18 protein-coding genes are annotated in these 21,119 nt (G+C 63.5%); 14 read left to right on the forward strand and 4 right to left on the reverse strand.

The window, feature by feature from the left end; translation table 11 throughout:
• Positions 1-83 precede the first annotated feature (83 nt).
• The 10 genes from obgE (at position 84) to FDY95_RS11725 (ending at position 9,880) form a co-directional block, all read left to right on the forward strand.
• Positions 84-1,193, forward strand: coding sequence for a GTPase ObgE (gene obgE, locus FDY95_RS11680; RefSeq protein WP_138077941.1), 1,110 nt, complete (start codon positions 84-86; stop codon positions 1,191-1,193).
• 335 nt (positions 1,194-1,528) lie between these two features.
• Positions 1,529-2,122: a nucleotide exchange factor GrpE gene (locus FDY95_RS11685; protein ID WP_212744891.1), complete on the forward strand. Its 594-nt coding sequence runs from the start codon at positions 1,529-1,531 to the stop codon at positions 2,120-2,122.
• Between the two features lie 148 nt (positions 2,123-2,270).
• On the forward strand, positions 2,271-3,422 hold the full coding sequence (dnaJ, locus tag FDY95_RS11690) for a molecular chaperone DnaJ (RefSeq protein WP_138077942.1): 1,152 nt from the start codon (positions 2,271-2,273) through the stop codon (positions 3,420-3,422).
• Positions 3,423-3,607: 185 nt separating this feature from the next.
• Complete coding sequence (locus FDY95_RS11695; protein ID WP_138077943.1) at positions 3,608-4,117, forward strand: RNA polymerase sigma factor; 510 nt, start codon at positions 3,608-3,610, stop codon at positions 4,115-4,117.
• A complete protein-coding gene (locus FDY95_RS11700) occupies positions 4,117-4,752 on the forward strand; it encodes a hypothetical protein (RefSeq protein ID WP_138077944.1) in 636 nt (211 codons plus the stop codon). Before FDY95_RS11695 ends, FDY95_RS11700 begins: the two co-directional genes overlap by 1 nt.
• A 148-nt stretch (positions 4,753-4,900) precedes the next feature.
• Positions 4,901-5,851 (forward strand): ABC transporter ATP-binding protein, encoded by a 951-nt coding sequence (locus tag FDY95_RS11705; RefSeq protein ID WP_138077945.1) that lies wholly within the window; start codon positions 4,901-4,903, stop codon positions 5,849-5,851.
• A 51-nt stretch (positions 5,852-5,902) separates the two neighbouring features.
• Positions 5,903-7,237: an ABC transporter permease gene (locus FDY95_RS11710; RefSeq protein WP_138077946.1), complete on the forward strand. Its 1,335-nt coding sequence runs from the start codon at positions 5,903-5,905 to the stop codon at positions 7,235-7,237.
• Between the two features lie 241 nt (positions 7,238-7,478).
• Positions 7,479-8,366: a ChaN family lipoprotein gene (locus FDY95_RS11715; protein WP_138077947.1), complete on the forward strand. Its 888-nt coding sequence runs from the start codon at positions 7,479-7,481 to the stop codon at positions 8,364-8,366.
• Between the two features lie 75 nt (positions 8,367-8,441).
• Positions 8,442-9,089 (forward strand): hypothetical protein, encoded by a 648-nt coding sequence (locus FDY95_RS11720; protein ID WP_138077948.1) that lies wholly within the window; start codon positions 8,442-8,444, stop codon positions 9,087-9,089.
• 68 nt (positions 9,090-9,157) lie between these two features.
• Positions 9,158-9,880, forward strand: a complete 723-nt coding sequence (locus FDY95_RS11725) for a YqjF family protein (protein ID WP_138077949.1) — start codon at positions 9,158-9,160, stop codon at positions 9,878-9,880.
• A 113-nt stretch (positions 9,881-9,993) separates the two neighbouring features.
• On the opposite strand, the gene FDY95_RS11730 is transcribed toward FDY95_RS11725, so the two are convergent.
• Entirely contained in the window at positions 9,994-10,350 is a 357-nt protein-coding gene (locus tag FDY95_RS11730) for a HesB/IscA family protein (protein ID WP_138077950.1), read from the reverse strand.
• A gap of 227 nt (positions 10,351-10,577) precedes the next feature.
• Between FDY95_RS11730 and FDY95_RS11735 the strand changes: the two genes are divergently transcribed.
• A complete protein-coding gene (locus FDY95_RS11735) occupies positions 10,578-11,111 on the forward strand; it encodes a DUF7935 family protein (protein ID WP_138077951.1) in 534 nt (177 codons plus the stop codon).
• Positions 11,112-11,324: 213 nt separating this feature from the next.
• Here FDY95_RS11735 and bshA read toward each other — a convergent pair whose 3' ends face one another.
• Complete coding sequence (bshA, locus tag FDY95_RS11740) at positions 11,325-12,464, reverse strand: N-acetyl-alpha-D-glucosaminyl L-malate synthase BshA (RefSeq protein ID WP_138077952.1); 1,140 nt, start codon at positions 12,462-12,464, stop codon at positions 11,325-11,327.
• A gap of 299 nt (positions 12,465-12,763) precedes the next feature.
• Positions 12,764-15,742 (reverse strand): glycoside hydrolase family 3 N-terminal domain-containing protein, encoded by a 2,979-nt coding sequence (locus tag FDY95_RS11745; RefSeq protein ID WP_138077953.1) that lies wholly within the window; start codon positions 15,740-15,742, stop codon positions 12,764-12,766.
• A gap of 597 nt (positions 15,743-16,339) precedes the next feature.
• On the opposite strand from FDY95_RS11745, the gene mutL reads away from it, so the two are divergent.
• The 3 genes from mutL (at position 16,340) to FDY95_RS11760 (ending at position 20,351) form a co-directional block, all read left to right on the forward strand.
• Positions 16,340-18,424, forward strand: a complete 2,085-nt coding sequence (gene mutL / locus FDY95_RS11750; protein ID WP_138077954.1) for a DNA mismatch repair endonuclease MutL — start codon at positions 16,340-16,342, stop codon at positions 18,422-18,424.
• Between the two features lie 233 nt (positions 18,425-18,657).
• On the forward strand, positions 18,658-19,446 hold the full coding sequence (locus FDY95_RS11755; RefSeq protein WP_138077955.1) for a rhomboid family intramembrane serine protease: 789 nt from the start codon (positions 18,658-18,660) through the stop codon (positions 19,444-19,446).
• A 14-nt stretch (positions 19,447-19,460) separates the two neighbouring features.
• Positions 19,461-20,351 (forward strand): rhomboid family intramembrane serine protease, encoded by an 891-nt coding sequence (locus tag FDY95_RS11760; protein ID WP_138077956.1) that lies wholly within the window; start codon positions 19,461-19,463, stop codon positions 20,349-20,351.
• A 51-nt stretch (positions 20,352-20,402) separates the two neighbouring features.
• Here FDY95_RS11760 and FDY95_RS11765 read toward each other — a convergent pair whose 3' ends face one another.
• The gene (locus tag FDY95_RS11765; protein WP_138077957.1) at positions 20,403-21,119 is read right to left on the reverse strand and encodes a DNA alkylation repair protein; all 717 of its coding nucleotides are present in this window, start codon (positions 21,117-21,119) and stop codon (positions 20,403-20,405) included.

The raw sequence follows: 21,119 nt of genomic DNA on the forward strand, positions 1-21,119 counted from the left end.
GCAGATGAGTAAATGAGCGGATAAGCCGCCGGTTACTCATCCTGTCATCTGCTCATCTACTAATCCACTCATTCACACCCCTCGTGGCTTCCAATAACTTCATCGACTACGTCAAAATCTGCTGCCGCTCGGGCCGGGGCGGGGCTGGTTCGCACCACATGTTCCGCGCCAAGGGCCGGCCGATGGGCGGCCCCGACGGCGGCGACGGCGGCCGCGGCGGCCACGTCATCCTGCGCGGCAACAAGCAGCTCTGGACCTTGCTGCACCTGCGGTACCAGAAGCACATCATTGCCGGGCACGGCGAAGGCGGCGGCGAAAACCTGCGCTCCGGGGCTCAGGGCGAAGACATCATCATCGACGTACCGCTGGGCACCATCGCCCGCGACGCCGAGACGGGCGAAATTCGGGCGGAAATCACCGAGGACGGCCAGAAAATCATCCTGACGCCCGGCGGCCGCGGCGGCTGGGGCAACGACCACTTCAAGTCCAGCACCAACCAGGCCCCGACCTACGCCCAGCCCGGCGAGCCGGGCCAGGAAGTGTGGAACGTGCTGGAGCTGAAGCTGCTGGCCGACGTGGGCCTCGTGGGCTTCCCCAACGCGGGCAAGAGCACCTTGCTGTCGGTAGTATCGGCCGCGACGCCCAAGATTGCCGACTACGCCTTCACCACCCTGGTGCCGCACCTGGGCGTGGTGGGCTACCGCGACTACCAGAGCTTCGTGATGGCCGACATTCCGGGCATCATCGAGGGCGCAGCCGAGGGCAAGGGCCTGGGGCTGCGCTTTTTGCGCCACATCGAGCGCAACGCCACGCTGCTGTTCATGATTGCCGCCGACTCGCCCGACATTGCCGCCGAGTATCAGGTGCTGCTGAGCGAGCTGGAGCAGTTCAACCCCGACCTGCTCGATAAGCGCCGGGTGCTGGCCATTACCAAGTCGGACATGCTGGACGAGGAGCTGGAAGCGGAAATCACCGCCACGCTGCCGGCCGACGTGCCGCACGTGTTCATTTCCAGCATCACCCAGAAGAACATCCAGAAGCTGAAAGACCTGCTCTGGCAGCAGATCCAGGACGCCCGCCGCGACGACCCCAAGCCCCTGCGCCACAGCATCTGGGTGCAGAAAGGCAGCCACGACGAAGTAGACGAGGAGGAGTTCGACGGTGAGGAACCGTCGGAGGATCAGTTCGACTAAGCACGATTGTCATCGAACGTCATTCTGAGCGAAGCGAAGAATCTCGCGTGCTGACGTCGGATAGTAACTTTTTCTTCCAACGAGAAGAATGCTATCTGGCTAAACACGTGAGATTCTTCGCTTCGCTCTGAATGACGTTCTGCTTCATGTTCAGCGGCACATTCTATTTTTGTCATTCGACCCGGCCGTTACTTCTGCCTAAGCGGCTGAACTAAACGGCTCATTGCGGCGGTTTTCGTGCCACTGTGTCACCCCGCAAGGCTTTGGCAGAACCTTTGAGTTGCCCGAGTTTCCGAATCTGAACTTCCATACCCTGAAATACTTACCGCTTAGGAATGGCTGACGCGACTTTCCCGAACCCCGACGAGCTGCAGGACCCGAACACTGCCGCCACCAACAATAGCGCCGACCACGTAGCCGGCGAAATGTTTGACGAGCAAGGCGCTACGAGCTCCGCCCCCGACGGCGGCGCCCCCCGGGCCGAAGCCTCCCGCACCGACCAGGAAGTGGCTGATCTGAAAGATAAATACCTGCGCCTCGCCGCCGAGTTTGAGAACTACAAGCGCCGCACCACCAAGGAGCGCGCCGACCTCTTCAAAACCGCCAACCAGGAGCTGATGACCGTGCTGCTGCCCGTGCTCGACGACTTCGAGCGCGCCCGCCAGCACACCCAGAACTCCGATGATGCCAACGTGGTGCGCGAGAGCATCGACATCGTGTACAACAAGCTCGCCAAGGCCCTGCAGCAGAAAGGCCTGCAGACCATGGATGCCAAGGGCGGCGCCTTCGACCCGGAGCTGCACGAGGCCATTGCCCAGATTCCGGCCCCCTCGGAAGACCTGAAGGGCAAGGTGGTGGACGAAGTGGAGAAAGGCTACTACCTCGGCGACAAGGTAATCCGCCACGCCAAGGTGGTGCTGGGCCAGTAGGGAAGAACGAACACAACAGAACGAACGTCATGCTGAGCCCCGCGAAGCATCTCTACCGCTTCGTCTGATTACTAATCTCAAGAGTAGGTTACTATCAGTAGAGATGCTTCGACTTCGCTCAGCCTGACGGCCAAGTACAGTACCGACCATGTCGACCAAGCGAGATTATTACGAAATCCTGGGCGTAGCTAAAAACGCGTCGGGTGACGAGATTAAGAAGGCTTACCGCAAGGTGGCCATCAAGTTTCACCCCGATAAAAACCCCGACGACCCCACGGCCGAGGACAAGTTCAAGGAAGCCGCCGAGGCCTACGAAGTGCTGTCGGACGAGCAGAAGCGCGCCCGCTACGACCGGTTTGGCCACCAGGGCGTGGGCGGTGCCGGCGGCAACGGCCACGGCCCGAGCATGGAGGACATCTTCTCGCAGTTCGGCGACATCTTCGGCGGCGGGGGCGGCGGCTTCGAAAGCTTCTTCGGGGGTGGGGCCCGCAGCCAGGGCCGGCGCGTACGCAAGGGCTCCAACCTGCGCATCAAGCTCAAGCTCGACCTGGAGGAAGTGGCCAACGGCGTCGAGAAGAAAATCAAGGTGAAGCGCTACACGGCCTGCAACACCTGCTCGGGCACCGGCGCCAAAAACGGCACCGAACAGCGCGACTGCGCCACCTGCCACGGCCAGGGCCAGGTGAAGCGCGTGGTGCAGACCATGCTCGGCCAGATGGTCAGCTCCTCGACCTGCCCCACCTGCCACGGCGAGGGCAAAGTGGTGACCAGCAAGTGCGACGTGTGCCACGGCGAAGGCCGCCAGCTGACCGAGGAAATCATTCCGATCAACATTCCGGCCGGCGTGGCCGAGGGCATGCAACTCTCCATGTCGGGCAAGGGCAACTACCCCGAGCGCGGCGGCGTGCCCGGCGACCTGCTCATCCAGATCGAGGAGGAGCCGCACGAGGTGCTCAAGCGCGACGGCAACAACGTGGTGCTCGACCAGTACATTTCCATCGTCGACGCCGCTTTGGGGGCCTCGCTGGAAGTACCGACGATTGAGGGCAAGGTGAAGGTGAAAATCGACCCGGGCACCCAGGCCGGCAAGATTCTGCGCCTGCGCGGCAAGGGTATTCCGGACCTGAACGGCTACGGCAAGGGCGACCAGCTCATCCACATCAACGTGTGGACGCCGAAGAACGTGACCTCGGAAGAACGCGCCGCGCTGGAGAAGCTGCGCACTTCGCCCAACTTCACGCCCAGCCCCGGCAAGAACGAGAAGGGCTTCTTCGAGAAAGTGAAGGAGTACTTCCAATAAGCGCCGCGGAGCCGTTTCACTGCGCGGCGTTTTCGCCGGATTCGCAGATTTTCTGAACAAGAGAAAAGCCCTTTCCAGCCTTTGGAAAGGGTTTTTTTGTGGCCGTCAATGCGCGTTTGAAAAAACTTTGCGGCCGGCTGTAATGCGGCGCCGGGTTCGGCGATTAATTCGCTGACTCCACCACCATGAGCCCTGCCACCGCCCCGCTGTCCGCCGATTTTACCGCCCTCATCGGCGACAACCAGCCCCTGCTGCAGCGCGTGTGCCGCATGTACTGCGCCGATGCCGACGACCGGCAGGACCTCTACCAGGAAATCGTGCTGCAGCTGTGGCGGGCCTGGCCGCAGTACCGGCCGGGCGCGGCCAAGGTGAGTACCTGGTTGTACCGAGTGGCGCTGAACGTGGCCGTGTCGGACCTGCGGCGGCGCACCCGGCACCCCGCGCCCGGCGCCCTCGACCCGGAGGCGCCCTACGCCGCCCCGCCGCCCGAGGGCCCCGATGCCGACGACCTGGCCCAGCTCTACCGGGCCATCGAGCAGCTCAGCAGCGTGGAAAAGGCCTTCGTGCTGCTCTACCTCGAAGACCGCAGCTACGAGGAAATGGCCGACATCCTAGGCCTCACCCAAAACAACGTGCGCGTGAAAATGCACCGCGTGCAAGACAAGCTTCGCCAACTACTGACCCAGCCCGCCTGATGGAACTCGACGACCTCCGCCGCCAGTGGCAGACGCAGCCCGTCGGCCCCGCTACTTCTCCTGAATCCACCGAACAAACCCTCCGAGCCATGCTTGCCCAAACCCCCGATACCCCGCTGAGCCACCTGAAACGCAACGCCCGCCGCAACCTGAGCGTGGCCGTGCTGATCCTGGTCATCAACCTGCGCGCCGTGCTGGGGCAGGGCAGCGCCCACGGCGTGATGAACGAGCCGCTGATGCGCGGCCTGCTGCTGACGGGCTTCCTGCTCCTGTTTGCTTCGCTCATCTGGCAGCTGTGGCTGTTTCGGCAGATGGAGCGCACCGGCGACAACCTGCGCCAGCAGCTCAGCCGCCTCACCGGGCAGGTAAAGCAGGTGCTGCAGCTGCGCCAGGTCTACGGCGTGGGCTGGTACGGGCTGATGCTGCTGGCCGCGCTCTACCTGAAGCGCCACGCGCTGCTCAGCTACCTGCAGGCCGACGGGCAGCAGCTCAACCACGCCCTGATAGTGGGGGCGGGGCTACTGGCTGCGGTAGGAATGGGCGCGTGGCTGTACCGGGCCGGCCAAAAGCAGCGCCAGCGCCGCTACGGGCAGTATCTGGATCAGTTGGAAGCTACGCTGCGCGAACTGGAGTAAAACAAGAGGCGCCGGCCCGGCCGTTGGGGCCACGTTTTCGCCGGTTCAGGCCCTTGGAACGACCGTTGGTCTAAGATTAGCCGCGGGCCTGAACCGGCGTGCCCCGGAACTCTCTACCTTGGCAGCCACAATCAGCTCTTCGACAGCTATGAAACCAATCTTACAGGCCATTGACGTACGCAAGCAGTACGCCAACCATACCGCCCTCGACGGGGTGAGCCTGGAGGTACCCGAAGGCTCCATCTTCGGGCTGCTGGGCCCCAACGGCGCCGGCAAAACCTCGCTCATCCGCATCATCACCCAGATTACCGGCGCCGATTCGGGCCAGATTCTGTTTCGCGGCGAGAAGCTGAACCCCTCGCACATCGGGCAGATCGGCTACCTGCCCGAGGAGCGCGGCCTCTACAAAAAGATGAAAGTGGGCGAGCAGCTCATGTACCTGGCTCAGCTCAAAGGCATCAAGAAGGAGGTGGCCCGCCAGAAAATCAAGCACTGGCTGGAGCGCTTCGACATCAAAAGCTGGGCCGATAAGAACATCGAGGACCTCTCGAAAGGCATGCAGCAGAAGGTGCAGTTCATTGCCACCGTGGTGCACGACCCGCAGCTGGTCATCCTCGATGAGCCGTTCTCGGGCTTCGACCCCATCAACGCCAACCTGCTCAAGGACGAAATCCTGGCCATGCGCGACCGGGGCGCCAGCATCATCTTCTCGACGCACCGCATGGAGTCGGTGGAGGAAATGTGCGACTACATTGCCCTGATCAACCGCTCGAAGAAGGTACTCGACGGCCCGGTGCGCCAGGTGCGCGACGCTTACCGCTCACAGACCTACGAGGTGGAAGGCCGGGGCCAGCTGATGGTGATGCACCCCGATTTTGAGGTGGTGGAGCACAAGGAGCGCGAAAATGGCCACTTCTACGACCGGATTCGCATCATCCACGGCACGCCCAACGACCTGCTGCGCTACCTCATCGGGCCGGCCAACGTGGAGGTGCACACCTTCCGCGAGCGGGTGCCGAGCATCAACGAAATCTTCATTCAGCGCGTGCGCGAAACCCAGCCCGACTACGTGCCCGATACCGACTCGGTATTGGCCTAGCGGCAGCGGAATTGCCTGACCACCGAGAACTGACAACTGTCAACCCACACCATGTCTAAAATCTGGCTTATCGCGCAGCGCGAATATCTCACGCGGGTACGCAAGAAGAGCTTTATCATTATGTCGCTGATCGGGCCGCTGCTGACGGTGGCCTTGTTCGCGGTACCCGTGCTCATCGCCAAAATGTCGGACAACGGCAAGGTGGTGGCCGTGGCCGACGCCGGCGGCCTCTTCACCGACAAGCTGCCCGAGCCCAAGGACGACATCAGCTTCACCCGCGTGTCGCCCGACCTGGCTACGGCCAAAACCGAGTTCAAAAAGAGCAAGTACGACGCGCTGCTCTACGTGCCCAAGCTCGACATCAGCAACCCCGCCGGCTTCCAGGTCTTCTCGCGCAAGGGCCTGGGCATGTCGCTGGAAAACGACATCAACCGGGCCGTCAACAACGCCATTGAAAGCCAGCGCATGCAGAAGGCCGGCATCGACCGCGCCCTGCTCGACAACATGAAGGTCGACGTGGACCTGCAGACGGTGAGCCTGAGCGACGACGGCGAGAAAAGCTCGAGCACCGGCATCAGCACGGTGGTGGCCTACGTGTTTGGCTTCCTGATCTACATTTTCATCTTCATCTACGGCGTGCAGATCATGCGCGGGGTGATGGAGGAAAAGACCAACCGCATCGTGGAAGTGGTCATTTCCTCGGTCAAGCCCTTCCAGCTGATGATGGGCAAGGTGCTCGGCATTGCGGGCGTGGGCTTCACGCAGCTGGCCCTCTGGGTCATCCTCTCGATGGGCATCAGCTCGGTCATGGCCGGCTCCATCAGCCCCGATAAGATTGCCGAGGACCGCGCCGCCCGCACCACCGCCGTGATGCGCCCGACGACCGGCAAGGACGAAGCCGCCAAAAAGGAAAACGTGGCCGTCAAGTTCACCCAGGCCCTGAAAAGCGCCGACCTGAACGTGCCGCTGCTCGTCGGCTGCTTCCTGTTCTACTTCCTCGGCGGCTACCTGTTCTACGGCGCCCTGTTCGGGGCCATCGGCTCGGCCGTCGACAGCGAAACCGACACCCAGCAGTTTATGATGCCCGTCACGATGCCGCTGGTGCTGACGTTTGTGGTGTCGCAGGCCATCCTGACCACCAACCCCAACGGGCAGGTGGCCTTCTGGATGTCCATCTTCCCGCTAACCTCGCCCATTGCCATGATGATGCGCCTGCCCTTCGGCGGGGTGCCGATGTGGCAGCTCGGCCTCTCGATGTTCCTGCTCATTGCCGGCTTCGTGGGCGCCATCTGGATTGCCGGCCGCATCTACCGCGTGGGCATCCTGATGTACGGCAAGAAAGTCACCTACGGTGAGCTGTCGAAGTGGCTGTTTTACAAAGGCTAAGCGCCTGACGGCAGCGCCGGCCGTCATTGCGAGGCGCAGCCGAAGCAATCGGTCCTGGCCAGTGTGCAGCCGGCAAAATGAGCACCGCCCGAAACTAGCATCTGCAGTTTCGGGCGGTGCTGTTTTCGGTTAGCAAGTATTGATGCGGCAGTGTCGCGAAAGATTGGCTACGCCTTCCTGCGGTTGCTTTGTCCTTCGTCCTCGCAATGACGGCGGGGTGAACCGTTTTACCTTTACCGCCATGCGCCTCCTGCTTTCCGCCCTGCTTGTCCTGCTGCTGACCATGACCACCCAAGCTGCTTCACCCCCCGACGACCGGCCGGCCTACCGGCTGTTCACCGCCGAGGGCAAGCCCGTGAGCTTCGGCAAGATGGCCAAGGCGCTGGCGGCGGCCGACGTGGTCTTGTTCGGGGAGCAGCACAACGACCCGCTGGCGCACTGGCTGGAGCTGCAGGTGGCGCGGGAGCTGGCCGAGCGCAAAGCCGGACAGCTGGTGCTCGGCCTGGAAATGTTTGAGCGCGACGTGCAGCCCCTGGTGGAGCAGTACAACGTGGGCGAGCTGGACGCCAAAGCCTTCGAAGAGCAAAGCCGCCCCTGGCCCAACTACCAAACCGACTACAAGCCCCTGCTCGAGCTGGCCCGGCAGCAGAAGCTGCGCGTGGTGGGCACCAACGTGCCGCGCCGCTACGCCCAGCAGGTCGCCAAAGGCAGCCTGACCGCCCTCGATGCGCTGCCCGCCGAGGAAAAAAACTGGCTGGCCCCACTGCCCATCCGGGTCGACTACACGCTGCCCGGCTATCAAGGCATGGCCCAGATGTTCGGCGGTGACGCCGCGCACGCGGCCGGGGTGCAGAATATTATTCAGGCCCAGGCCCTCAAGGACGCCACCATGGCCCACTTCATCCGCCAGAGCCGGCAGCCCGGCCAGCTGCTGCTGCACGTCAACGGTGCCTACCACTCCGACAACCACGACGGCATCGTCTGGTACCTGCGCCAGGCCGAGCCCCAGCTGCGCATCCTCACTATCAGCACCGTCACGCAGGCGCAGCTTGGCAAGCTGGACAAGGAGAACCTGAAGAAGGCCGACTACATGCTGGTGGTGCCGGAGGACATGACCAAGACGTACTGATCTGGGCTTCCTGATAACGTCGACCGCGCTGTTGGTAAGCTGCGGTCAGACTGGCTGATAATCTTCCCCACAAATATGATTTCCACGAAAAACTACGCCGCCCTTCCCGAGCCCGCCACCCTGCAGCCGATCTGCCGGGCCATGGCCGTGCTCGACGCCATCAACTCGCCGGATTGGGAGTACCGCTACCACTCCTACGACCCGGCCTGGGGCGAGAACGAAGCCGTGTTTCAGCTCAACACCGGCGAAGGCGACGAAATGCTGATTCTGTTCCGTCCCGAGGGCTGCTGCATCAACGGCTACGTGGACACCTACGCCCAGCCCGACAAGGCGCAGGTGACGCAGGGCCTGCCCGCCGTCTTCGAGGAATTCGTGTTCGGCGAGCCGGTGTCGTCCATTGGCACCACGTTCTGCCTGTGGTACACGCCCGCGCAGGGCTGGCAGACGGGCGCCATCGACCAGGCCGCCGACGACGGCTCGGAGGAAATGCTCTACCTGCTCGACGCCCGCCCCGAATCCTACGCCGAGTGGGCCAACGAGTACTTCGTGGAGGACACCGGCCGCCCACTCCTCAGCGTAGCCGACGTGACCCGCGTGTACCAGGGCGAAGCACTGACCCGCGACGTGGTGCAGCGCCTCAACCCGGAGCTGGAGCAGGAAGACCTGGAGGCACTGGCCGCGGAGCTGCAGGAAATCGGCTACCCGTACAGCTTCAGCGCGTAAAGCTTTCTATTGTCAGGCCGCGGGCGCAAAAGCCGGCGGGTAGTAACTGATTCGTATTCGTTGCCGCTATGCCCACTACCTTCCTCACGGCCGAATGGCGCAACCTGCTCATGGCCAACTACGCCGTGGACCCCGCCATCCTGCAACCGTATCTGCCCTTCGGCACCGAGCTGGACGACTGGCAGGGCACGCATTACGTGAGCATGGTGGGCTTCATGTTCGAGCACACGCGGGTGCGGGGCTTTAGTGTGCCCTGGCACCGGCACTTCGAGGAGGTGAACCTGCGCTTCTACGTGCGCCACCGCCACCCCGAGCACGGCTGGCGGCGCGGGGTAGTGTTCGTCCGGGAAATTGTGCCGCGTGCCATGATTGCGGCCGTGGCCAACACCTTCTACGGCGAGAAATACCTGGCCCTGCCCATGCGCCACCACTGGAGGCCGGCAGGGGAGGGCCAGCTCGAAATCGGCTACGGCTGGCAGGTAGACGGACAATGGAACGAGCTGCGGGCCACCGTCGAAAAAGCCAACGCGCCCATTGCCGAGGGCAGCGAAGCCGAATTCATCACCGAGCACTACTGGGGCTACACCCGCCTCGGGGAGCGGCGCGCCGGGCAGTACGAAGTGGTGCACCCGCGCTGGAACGCCCACCGGGTGCTCGACTACCAGATGCAGTGCAGCGTGGCCCGGCTCTACGGCCCGGCCTTCGTGGAGGCGCTCAGCCAGCCACCCCGCTCCGTGTTCATGGCCGACGGCTCGGCGGTGAAAGTGATGGGCGGGGAGCGAATCGGGTAGCCGAAAGTCAACCTGAGCGCCGCCCGCTTACCCGCCGGAAACCGCCCGGACGCAAAAAGCCCCGGTAACTTCGGAGTTACCGGGGCTTTTTTTATGCTGAAAAGGAGCCGGCGCTACGCCGAGAACGAGGAGCCGCAGCCGCAGGTGCTCTTGGCCTGGGGGTTGTTGAAGATGAAGCCGCGGGCGTTCAGACCGTCCTGGAAGTCGACTTCCATGCCCATTACGTACATCGCGTGCTTCTTGTCCATGATCAGCTTCACCCCGTCGAGGTCGAAGGTTTCGTCCTGATCCTTGGCCTTGTCGAAGCCGAGCAGGTAGCTCAGGCCCGAACAGCCGCCGCCCTGCACGCCCACGCGCAGGCCGTATTCGGCCGGCACGTTCTTCTCGCGCAGGATATTTCTTACTTCCTCCAGGGCACGGGGCGTAAGTGCGATGGGGGCCAGTTTGGTGGAAGCCGTGGCAGTTGCCATAGTTGAAAAAGAGGTTGCGTAGAGACTCCGAAAGGAAGGGCTTGGCGGCCCGGACGACAAAGATACTGCCCGGTTGCCATTCGCCGTATCATTCGCGTAACAGTAGCCCGGCGCGTCCGGTTCACGTATATCTTTGCCGGCCGCGCGGCGTTGGGTGTACTACCCGCCGGCGCCGCTTTTGTTTTACTGCCGCGCGCCGATTGTTGCGGCGCGCCCTAGCCCGCTGCATGGATTCTGCCCTGCTCATCGACCTGCTCAAAATCACCCTGCCCGCCCTCATCGTGGCCGGCACCGTCTACTACCTCATCCAGCAGTATTTGGAAAAAGACCGGCAGCGCCGCCTGATCGAGCTGCGCCTGGAAAGCTCCAAAACCACCCTGCCGCTGCGCCTGCAGGCCTACGAGCGGATTATTCTGCTGCTGGAGCGCATCACGCCCAACAATCTGCTCGTGCGCCTCAGCTCCGCCGGCCAGACCGCCCCCGAGTACCACCGCCTGCTCATCCAGGAAATCCGGGCTGAGTACGAGCACAACCTTTCCCAGCAGCTTTACATGAGTCCCGAAGCCTGGGCCCAGGTGCGCCAGGCCAAGGAAGGCATCGTCACGCTCATCAATAAGGCTTACCAGAGCCTGCCCAACCAGCAGCAGGCCCGCGGCACCGAGCTGGCCAAGCGCGTGCTCGAAGCCCTGCTCACCGACGAAGCCGACCCGACCACCGCCGCCATCGACGCCGTGAAGCGCGAAGCCGTGGGGCTATTCTAGGGCGGTTCACCCCGCTGTCATTGCGAGCGAAGCGAAGCAATCTTTCCCCTCGCGGCACGACGGTAACACAAGCGCCGCCCGAACCTGTTGTCTGCAGATTCGGGCGGCGCTGTTTTCGGTATGTGGGTATTGGATCGGCGGTGCTCCTGGAGGAACGATTGCTTCGTCGTGCCTCCTCGCAATGACAGCGGGTGCTACCGCTGTTTCCAGTAATTATACCCCTGCCATGACCGCCTCAATGGCGCGCTGGTAGCAGGCTTCGTAGAGCGGCACGATCTTGTCGACGGCAAACTCTTCGGCGCGGGCGCGGGCTGCGGCTTTGAAGCGCGGCAGGTTCGCGTCGTCGAGCACGGTGAGGGCATTCTTGACCATTTCCTCCACGTCGCCCACGTTGCTCACAAAGCCGGTGACGCCGTCCACGTTCAGCTCCGGAATGCCGCCAGCGTTGGTGCTGATGACGGGCACCTCGCAGGACATGGCCTCCAGCGCCGCCAGGCCGAAGCTTTCCTTCTCGGAAGGCATCAGGAACAGGTCCGATACGCTCAGCACTTCTTCCACGGCTTCCAGCTTGCCCAGGAAGCGCACGTCGTGGCTAAGCAAGCCCAGCTCCCGGCACAGCTTCTCGATGCGCGGGCGGTCGGGTCCGTCGCCGACGAGCAGCAGCTTGGCCGGCATCTGCTTGCGCACCCCGTCGAAGATGTGCACCACGTCGTCGACGCGCTTGACGGAGCGAAAGTTGGAGGTGTGGATGAGCAGCTTCTCGCCGTCCGGGGCAATGGCGGCCCGGAAATGCTCCTTGGGCTGCTTTTTGAAGCGCTCCAGGTTGATGAAGTTCGGAATGACTTCGATGTCCTTTTCGACGGCGAAGTACTCGTAGGTTTCCTTTTTCAGATCGGCCGACACGGAGGTAACCGCGTCCGACTGGTTGATGCTGAACGTCACGACCGGCTCAAACGAGGCGTCCTTGCCCACCAGCGTGATGTCGGTGCCGTGCAGGGTGGTGATGACCGGGATGTTGATGCCCTTGGTGCGCAGAATCTGTTTGGCCATGTAGGCCGCCGAGGCGTGCGGAATGGCGTAGTGTACGTGCAGCACGTCGAGCTTCTCGTTCTGCACGATGTCGACCATTTTCGAGGCCAGCGCCAGCTCGTAGGGCGGAAACTGGAACAGCGGGTAGGAGGGCACGAACACCTCGTGGTAGAAGAGGTTTTCGTTGACGAAGCTGAGCCGCACCGGCTGGCTGTAGGTGATGAAGTGGACGCGGTGGCCCTTCTCGGCCAGGGCTTTGCCGAGCTCGGTGGCCACGACGCCCGAGCCGCCGAAGGTGGGGTAACAGACAATACCGATGTTCATACGGGTGGGGCGGCTGGGAGAGGAGAGAGGAGGATTTGCAGCTAAACCGGACAAGGGGCGGCAAGTTGGGGAAAGCCGCAAAAAATATATCAGGCTTAATGGATACGTAATCCGGCGGCTGTGCGGGTAGGAGTTGGTGGCTTGGCCGATTCGCCGAGGCCCAGGAAGCCGCCCTTTTTTCCAGCCGACACCAAAAAAGAACGCCCCGTCCGGGTCAGGGACGGGGCGTCGGTCAAGGGGTTGCTTGTTCCACACCACATAGAAATGCTTCCCCTCAAGTCAACCCAAGGGCTTGGGCGCTATTCCTGGTTTTTCGCCTGGGCGTCGGTCTGGATGGCTTTGTAGATAACGTCGTGGATGCGCGTGCGGATGTTGTACTGGCGCAGCTTGTTGTTGCCGGCATCCGGGTACACGCGGTTGGAGAGGAACACGTAGAGAATCTTGTTGTCCGGGTCCATCCACACGCAGGTGCCGGTGAAGCCGGTATGGCCGAAGGTCGCGGCCGGCGAGAGGTTGCTGGTCGGTCCTTCGGGCTTGCTCGGGTCGCCGTGGTCCCAGCCGAGGCCGCGGCGGTTGGTGGCGCTCTGCTGGCGGGCAAACTCGGCCACCACCGGCGTGGTGAAGAAGCGCCGCCCGCCGTAGCGGCCGTTCTGCAGGTTCATCTGCATCAGCACGGCCAAGTCGTTGGCGTTCGAAAACAGCCCGGCGTGGCCGGCAATACCGCCCATCAGTGCCGCCGCCTGATCGTGCACGGTGCCCTGCAGCTGCGCGTGGCGGAAGTAGGTGTCATTCTCGGTGGGCGCGATGCACGACTTCGGGAACCGCTGCAGCGGGTTGTAGGTCATCGTGTTCAGGCCCAGCGGCGCGTAGAAATTCTGCTGCAAAAAGGCTTCCAGCGGCTGGTTCAGCGTCTTTTCCGCCAGGCGCTTCAGGATGATGAAGCTCAGGTCGGAGTACTCGGTAGGGTAGCCGCTCTTGGTCTTGGGCAGCAGGCTGCTGCGCTTGATCCAGGTCCACACCGAGTCTTCGGCGGTGCGGGCCACGTAAGTGCCGGGAATGACCTCGCGCTGGAAGTCGTCGGTCTGGGTGCTGGCGTAGAAGGTGGGCTTCAGGCCGCCGGTGCGCGTCACCGTCCGCTCCCAGGTCGGGATGCCCGCTTTCAGCCCGGCCTGGTGCAGCAGCACGTCGCGCACGGTCATGTCCTTCTTGTTGGTCGTCTTCAGGTCGGTCAGGTAGTCCGATACCTTGCTGTCGAGGTTGATTTTGCCCTCATCCTTCAGCCACATGATGGCCTGCAGCGTGCCGGCCACCTTCGACACCGACGCCAGGTCGTAAATCGTCTCGTCCGTTATCGGCTGCGACTTGTCGTAGGTGGCATAGCCGTAGCTCTTGTCGAAAATCACGGCGCCGTCCTTGGCCACCAGCACCTGGCAGCCGGGCGTAGCCGCGTAGGCAATGGCCTCGGTGGCAATGTTGTCGATCTGGGCCAGCACCTTGGAGTCCATGCCCACAGCTTCGGGCGTGGCGTAGCGCAGGCGGCGGAAATCCGGCGTGGGCAGGCCGGTGCCGGCCACCATTTTCTCCGACACGGTAATGGGCAGGCGGCCCTTGGCGGGCAAGGCGCCGAAGAGCACCTGCGGCACCACGGCCTGCGAGGCGTAGTTGTCCTCGTAGCCGCACACCAGGGTGCGGGCGTCCTCCACGTACTTCAGGGCGTAGGCGTTGCCCATCACCACCACCACGGTCTTCAGGCGGGTGTTGGCCTGCAGCTGCTTGATAAACTTCAGCGCCCCGTCGCCGATACCGTAGTTGTGGGCGGGGGTGTTATTCATGTTGTGCAGGCTCACCACCACCGTGTTGTAGCCGTCGAGCTTGGTCAGCAGGCGGGTGAAAGTAGAGTCCGGCGCGTAGCGGTTCGTGACGGCGTAGGTGGAGCAGGGCATGTAGCGCTGCATGGTGCCCGCAAACTCGTTGTCGTTGGGCGCGCCGATGGTAATCGAGGCCAGCTTGAGCGTGTCGAGGTGGGCGAAGGGCAGCAGGTCGTCCTCGTTGCGCACGACGGTGGTAGCGTGCTCGTAGATGCCCTGCTGCACCACCCGGCTCAGCGGGCGGTTCAGGTTGGCCATCAGGTTGGGCACGTCCACCGGCTTCAGGTGGTTCAGGCCCGCCCAGTACTTGGCGCGCAGAATCTTGCGCACCCGGTAGTCGATGTCTTCCTGGGCAATCTTGTTGTCGGCAATCAGCTGCTTGATTTTCTGGATGGCCATGGGCACATCCTCCGAAAATAGCAGCACGTCGTTGCCGGCCAGCAGCGCCAGCGCGTCTAGCTCCCCGGGCTTGTAGAGGTTCGACACGCTCTTCATGTTGAGCGCATCGGTGAACACGAGGCCGCGGTAGTCCATCTTCTCCTTCAGCAGCCCCGTCACGAGGTTGCGCGAGATGGTGGCCGACTGCGTGCGCACCGTGTCGAACAGCGGCATGTAGAGGTGGCCCACCATCACGCCCATCACCCCGGCCTCGAAGGACTTCTGGAAGGGGTAGAGGTCCACGTTGGTGAGCCGGGCCATGTCGGTGTTGATGACCGGCAGGGCAATGTGCGAGTCGATGTCGGTGTCGCCGTGGCCGGGGAAGTGCTTGGCTACGGCCACCACGCCGTGGTCCTGCAGACCGCGGATGTAGTTGAGGCCGAACTTGGTAACCTGCTCCTTGTTCTCGCCGAACGAGCGGTTGCCGATAACCGGGTTGTTGGGGTTGGAGTTGACGTCCATCACCGGCGAAAAGCTGACCTGCACGCCCAGGGTGCGCAGCTTCAGGGCAATTTCGCGGCCCATCTGGTACACCAGCTGCGGGTCGTCCATGGCGCCCAGCGTCATCTGCTTGGCGAAGTGCATGCTGGAGTCGAGGCGCATGTTCAGGCCCCACTCGGCGTCCATGGCCACCAGCAGCGGGGTGCGGGCGGCGGCCTGATAGCGGTTGGTCAGAATGGCCTGGCGGCGCGGACCGCCCTGCAAGAACATCAGCCCGCCGATGTTGTACTCGCGAACGAGAAACTCGGTGTAGTTGACGTGCTTCTGCGTTTTGTTGGAGTAGGCGGCCACCATGAACAGCTGCCCCAGCCGGTGGTCCGGCGAGAGGGAGTTGAACACCGAGTCGACCCAGTGCTGCTCGGCCACGGTGGCCGGGCGCAGGCCGTCCTTGGAGGGCGCCGACGATGACACGATCAGACCCGTAATGGCCACTATCAGCAGTACCAGTCCAATCCGAATATCCTTGCCCATTGGCCTCTGAGTCGTGTCGCGTATGAGTGATTTGGTCAGGTCCGCTTTCTGCGCCGACGCCCTTCGGCGGGGCCGAAGCCACGGGGAAGGGCGCTGACACGCGGGGCGGAAATAACCGGCCGAAGCCCGGAAGACGGCGGCCGGCTCAGCCACGGGCAACAGCCCGCAAGCAAAAGCTGACCACAAACTTACGCATTATTTCGCGCGCAGGATTAGCGTCAAGCTCATTCCAACTACAGTCGGCGCCGTGGATGGGTTCCGCCCGCGGGCAGGTTCCGGAAATGTTTGAAGCTGGTTATAGGCAAAGTGCTATGTAGCGCAGGGCTTTTGAATCCCGAACGTCATGTCGAGCTGATCCGCGCGTCATGTCGAGCGAAGTCGAGACATCTCGCGTGCTGACTTCCACAAGTAACTTCGGTTCAACGAGTGAAATTGCTATCGAGCGAGATGTCTCGGCTGCGCTCGACATGACGTTCAATATTTGCGCAGCTTGAAGACCGGCATCCGGCGCCTATATAGCAGCAAGGCCCGGCCGGCTGCTGTACCTTTGCGGGGCTTGAAAACAAACGCCGCTACCCACGCGGTTCGTGTGCTGCTATGGCCGATATTATTCAACTGCTGCCCGAATACCTCGCCAACCAGATTGCCGCCGGCGAGGTCGTCCAACGCCCGGCTTCGGTGGTGAAGGAGCTGCTGGAAAACGCCGTCGACGCGGGCGCCACCCAGATTCAGCTGATTGTGAAGGACGCCGGCAAGCAGCTCGTGCAGGTCGTCGACAATGGCTCGGGCATGTCGGCCACCGACGCGCGCATGAGCCTGGAGCGCCACGCCACCAGCAAAATCCGCACGACCGAAGACCTGTTCCGGATTCGCACCCTGGGCTTCCGCGGCGAGGCGCTGGCCAGCATTGCGGCCGTGGCCCAGGTGGAAATACGCACCAAGCTGCGCCAGCAGGACACCGGCACGCAGATTCTGGTGGAAGGCTCGCAGGTGGTGAAGCAGCAGCCCACCGCCGCCCCCGACGGCACCAGCATCAGCGTCAAGAACCTGTTCTACAATGTGCCCGCTCGCCGCAACTTCCTCAAGAGCAACGCGGTGGAAATGCGCCACATCCTCGACGAGTTTCAGCACGTAGCGTTGTCGAAGTCGAACGTGAGCTTCTCGCTGTACCAGAACGATTTGGAGGTGTTCAACCTGCCCGCCGGCAAGCTCAGCCAGCGGGTGGTGCAACTGCTCGGCAACTCCTACAAGGAGCAGCTGGCCCTGGTGGAGGAAGTCACGCCGTTCATTTCGGTGAAGGGCTACATCGGCAAGCCCGCTTCGGCCAAGAAAAGCCGGGGCGACCAGTTTTTCTTCGTCAACGGCCGCTTTATCCGCTCGGCTTACCTCAACCACGCCGTGCTGGCGGCCTACGAGGGACTGCTGCCCAAGGAGACGCACCCGTTCTACGTGCTCTTCCTGGAGCTGGACCCCAAGACCATCGACATCAACGTGCACCCGACGAAGACGGAAATCAAGTTTGAGGACGAGAAAACCGTGTACGCCATCATGCGCGCCGCCGTGAAGCAGGCGCTGGGGCTGCACAACATGGCGCCCTCGCTGGATTTTGAAAGCGACGTGAACTTCGCCCCGCTGGCCGGCCTGCGCACCAGCGCCCGCTCCGACTTCGACGACGACCCCAACAGCAGCCGCGCTGATCAGCTGGACCGCGGCCGGGAAGGTGGGGCTCTGGCCGCCGCTATGGCCGCTGCCGCCACGCCCGCCCGCCCGTCTCGCACCGGCGACTCCAGCCGCCTGCCAGCCGACGAAAAGCCCCTCACGCCACGCCCCACCGAGCAGGCCCGCCGTGCTCTGGAGGATTTCTACCGCACGCTCAGCCAGCCCGGCGCCCTCGACGACCTCGAAGCCGAAGCCCCCGACGCCAGGCCCGAGCCGCTGCCCGCGCTGCCGGAGCTGCCCGCCGCTACGGCCGGCTTCGAAATCGACCTGAGCGGAATAACCGGGGCCGTGCCGGCCCTGCCCACGCCGCCTCCGGTAGCCGCGGCCCCGGCGCCCGCGCCGGAGCTGCCGCTCACCCACGCCGGTTCCGCCGCGTCGGCCGGGGCCGAGGCCGCTGTGCCGGGCCGCCGCGCCGTGCAGGTGCAGCAGTTCGTGCTGGTGCCGGTGAAGTCGGGCCTGATGCTCATCGACCACGTGGCGGCCCGGGAGCGGATTCTCTACGAGCAGTATCAGCGCACCGGCAGCCAGGAAATCAGCACCGCGCAGACGCTATTGTTTCCGCGCACCGTGTCGTTCACGCCCGCCGATTTTGCGGTGCTGCGCGAAGTCACCGCCGAGCTGCACGCGCTGGGCTTCCACTTCGAGGAATTCGGGCCGAACACCATCGTGGTGCAGGGCCTGCCCGCCGACGTGCCGCACCGCAGCAACGAAAAAGAGCTGCTGGAGGGCCTGTTGGAGCAGTTTCGCGTGCCCGGTGGCCGCGCCCGCCTCGACCGCCGCGAGCAGCTGGCCCGGGCCCTGGCCCGGCGCGTGGCCGCCGGCGTGCCCGCCCGCCTCAGCGAACTGGAAATGACGGCGCTGGTTGACCGGCTCTTCGCCTGCCAGACGCCCGGCTACACCCCCGACGGCCAGCGCACCCTGGTGATGCTGGAGCTGGATCAGCTGCAGGCCTTCTTCCGCTAGGGGCTGCTCACGCGGCTTATGTTCCCGGGCCGTGGGCGCCGCCCGATTCGCGGGCGGCGTTTACCTTCGTTGCCGCGTACACGGTAGCATTTGCCGTGACGGGCGGCTCAAGCGTTGCCCACGGCGGCCAGGGCAGACTGTTTTCCGCGCAAGCCGTAGCGGGCTACGGCGGGTTTGCCGAACCCGCTCAGCCAACCCGACGCAATTCACGAAATCCGCTTAATCCGAGACCTATGCTCAATGTCACCCCGATGGTGCGCAACCTGCTGCTCATCAACGTTGCCCTGCTGCTGCTGGAAGCCACGGGCGCGTTGGGCAACGTGGCGCGGCTGTTGGCCCTACACCCCTGGACGTCGGCGCTGTTTCTGCCCACTCAGCACCTGACGTATATGTTCATGCACGCCGGCTTGGGGCACCTGTTTGGCAACATGTTCGGTCTGTTTTCCTTCGGGCCGATGCTGGAAATGCGTTGGGGCCCGCAGCGGTTTCTGGCGTTCTGGCTGATTTGCGGCGTCGGGGCGGGGCTGCTCTACTCGGGCATCCGGCAGTACGAGCTGACCAAGATGCGCGCCGACCGCAACGCCTTCGTGGAGCACCCGACGGGCGTGGCTTACAGCGACTATTTTCGCGACTATTTTCCGAACGCTCGGGGCTACGAAATGGTAGCCAGTGCTTTGCAGAAAGACCCCGGCAACACTCAGCTGGTGCAGGGAGCCGTTCGCACCGTCGATGATATCTACGACGGGGCCAACAACGCGCCGATGGTGGGCGCCTCGGGCGCGCTGTTCGGGATTCTATTGGCTTTTGCCTATCTTTTCCCCAATACCGAGCTGATGCTGCTCTTCTTCCCGGTTCCCATCAAGGCGAAGTACTTTGTCGCCTTATATGGGCTGTATGAACTGTATGCTGGCGTTCAGCGTGCCCCCGGCGACACGGTGGCCCACTTTGCCCACCTCGGCGGAATGTTGTTCGGGTTCCTGCTGTTGAAATACTGGGAGCGAAACAGCTCGCGTTTCTATTAAGTCCACCCGCCCCCATGAGCATTTTCGCCGATATCCAGGCCACCTTCAGCCGCCGCGACAACGTCCTGAACCAGCTGCTGGTCATCAACGTGCTGGTGTTCGTGGTGCTGCTGGTGGTGGAGGCCATCCTGACGTTCACCGGCGCCGGCGTCGCCTACGAGGTGCTGATGCGGCAGCTGGCCCTGCCCTCGGATTTGCCCGGCCTGCTGCGCCACCCCTGGACGCTGCTGACCTACGCCTTTACCCACCAGCAATTTCTGCACATTCTCTTCAACATGCTGAACCTGTACTGGTTCGGTATGCTGGTGCGCGAGTACCTCGGCGACCGGCGCCTCGTGAGCATCTACATCCTCGGCGCCCTGGCCGGCGCGCTGTTGTTCGTGCTCAGCTACAACCTGCTGCCCCGCCTGCAAGTGCACCTGGGCATCCCGATGGTGGGCGCCTCGGCGGCCGTCACGGCGGCCATCGTGGCGGCGGCCACCCTGCTGCCCGACTACACCTTCAGCCTGTTCCTGATCGGGCCGGTGCGCATCAAGTACATAGCGGCGGCCGTGGTGCTGATTTCCATTGCCGGCATCAACGGCGCTAACCCCGGCGGGCAGATTGCCCACCTGGGCGGCGCCCTGCTCGGCTTTGTCTACATCCGCCAGCTGCAGCGTGGCCGCGACCTGGGCCGCCCCGTGGTGGCCACGGGCGAGTGGATCAGCGCGCTGCTGCACGGCCGGCCGCGGCTGCGCGTGTCGCACCGCAGCCCGCAGGCCACGCCGGCCGGCGGCAAGCGCGGCCCGCTGGCCCAGCCCGCCCAGGAGGAAATCGACCGGATTCTGGAGAAGATTTCGCGCTCGGGCTACGAAAGCCTCTCGAAAGAGGAAAAGCAGAAGCTGTTCAAGGCCAGCCAGCAGTAAGCCAGAACGACCAAGCAAAACGGCCCGCCGGAGCAATCCGGCGGGCCGTTGTCATTTCTGCAGGTAGGCCTGGCGCTGGGCCGGGGCAAATTTCTCGATGGCGTAGCGCAGGGTGGTGCGGGGCATGTGCGCGGCGTGGTCGGCCAGAAATTCTTCCAAGGCTTCCTTGTTGCGCTTGCCCACTTCCCGTAGCATCCAGCCCACGGCCTTATGGATCAAATCGTGGCGGTGGGGGAGGAGCAGCTCGGCCAGGGCGAAGGTGTCGGCAAACTGGTTTTTGCGGATAAACGTCAGCGTACTCACGATGCTCATGCGCTGGCTCCAGAGGTGGTCCGCAGCGGCCAGCTCGTAGAGCAAGCTTCGGTCACGTTTCAGCAAATAGCCGCCCACGATGGCCGGGCAGGTCACGTCCACCAGGTCCCAGTTGTTGACGTAGGCGCGGTTGGCCAGATACCGCTCGTAGATTTCCTGCTGCCCGGCGGGGCCGGCCTTGGCAAACTGCAGCGTCCAGATGATGAGGCCGATGGAGCGGCAGTCGTGCCAGGGGCTGCGCACCAGCTGCTGCTCCACCTCGTCGAGGGGCAGCTGACGAAACTCGCGGGCCAGCTCCCGCTGCCGGGGCATGGGCAGGCCCAGGAACTGGTCCCCTTCGCCGTACTGGCCGGGGCCGGTTTTGAAGAAGCGCGCCACCAGCACGGCCCGCTCGGGGTCGGCCAAGGCGTGGATGCGGGCCAGCAAGTCGGTAGCAGTAGGGGCGGCAGCGGGCAT

It is taken from the genome of Hymenobacter jeollabukensis (assembly GCF_005771675.1).
Classification (GTDB): domain Bacteria; phylum Bacteroidota; class Bacteroidia; order Cytophagales; family Hymenobacteraceae; genus Solirubrum; species Solirubrum jeollabukense.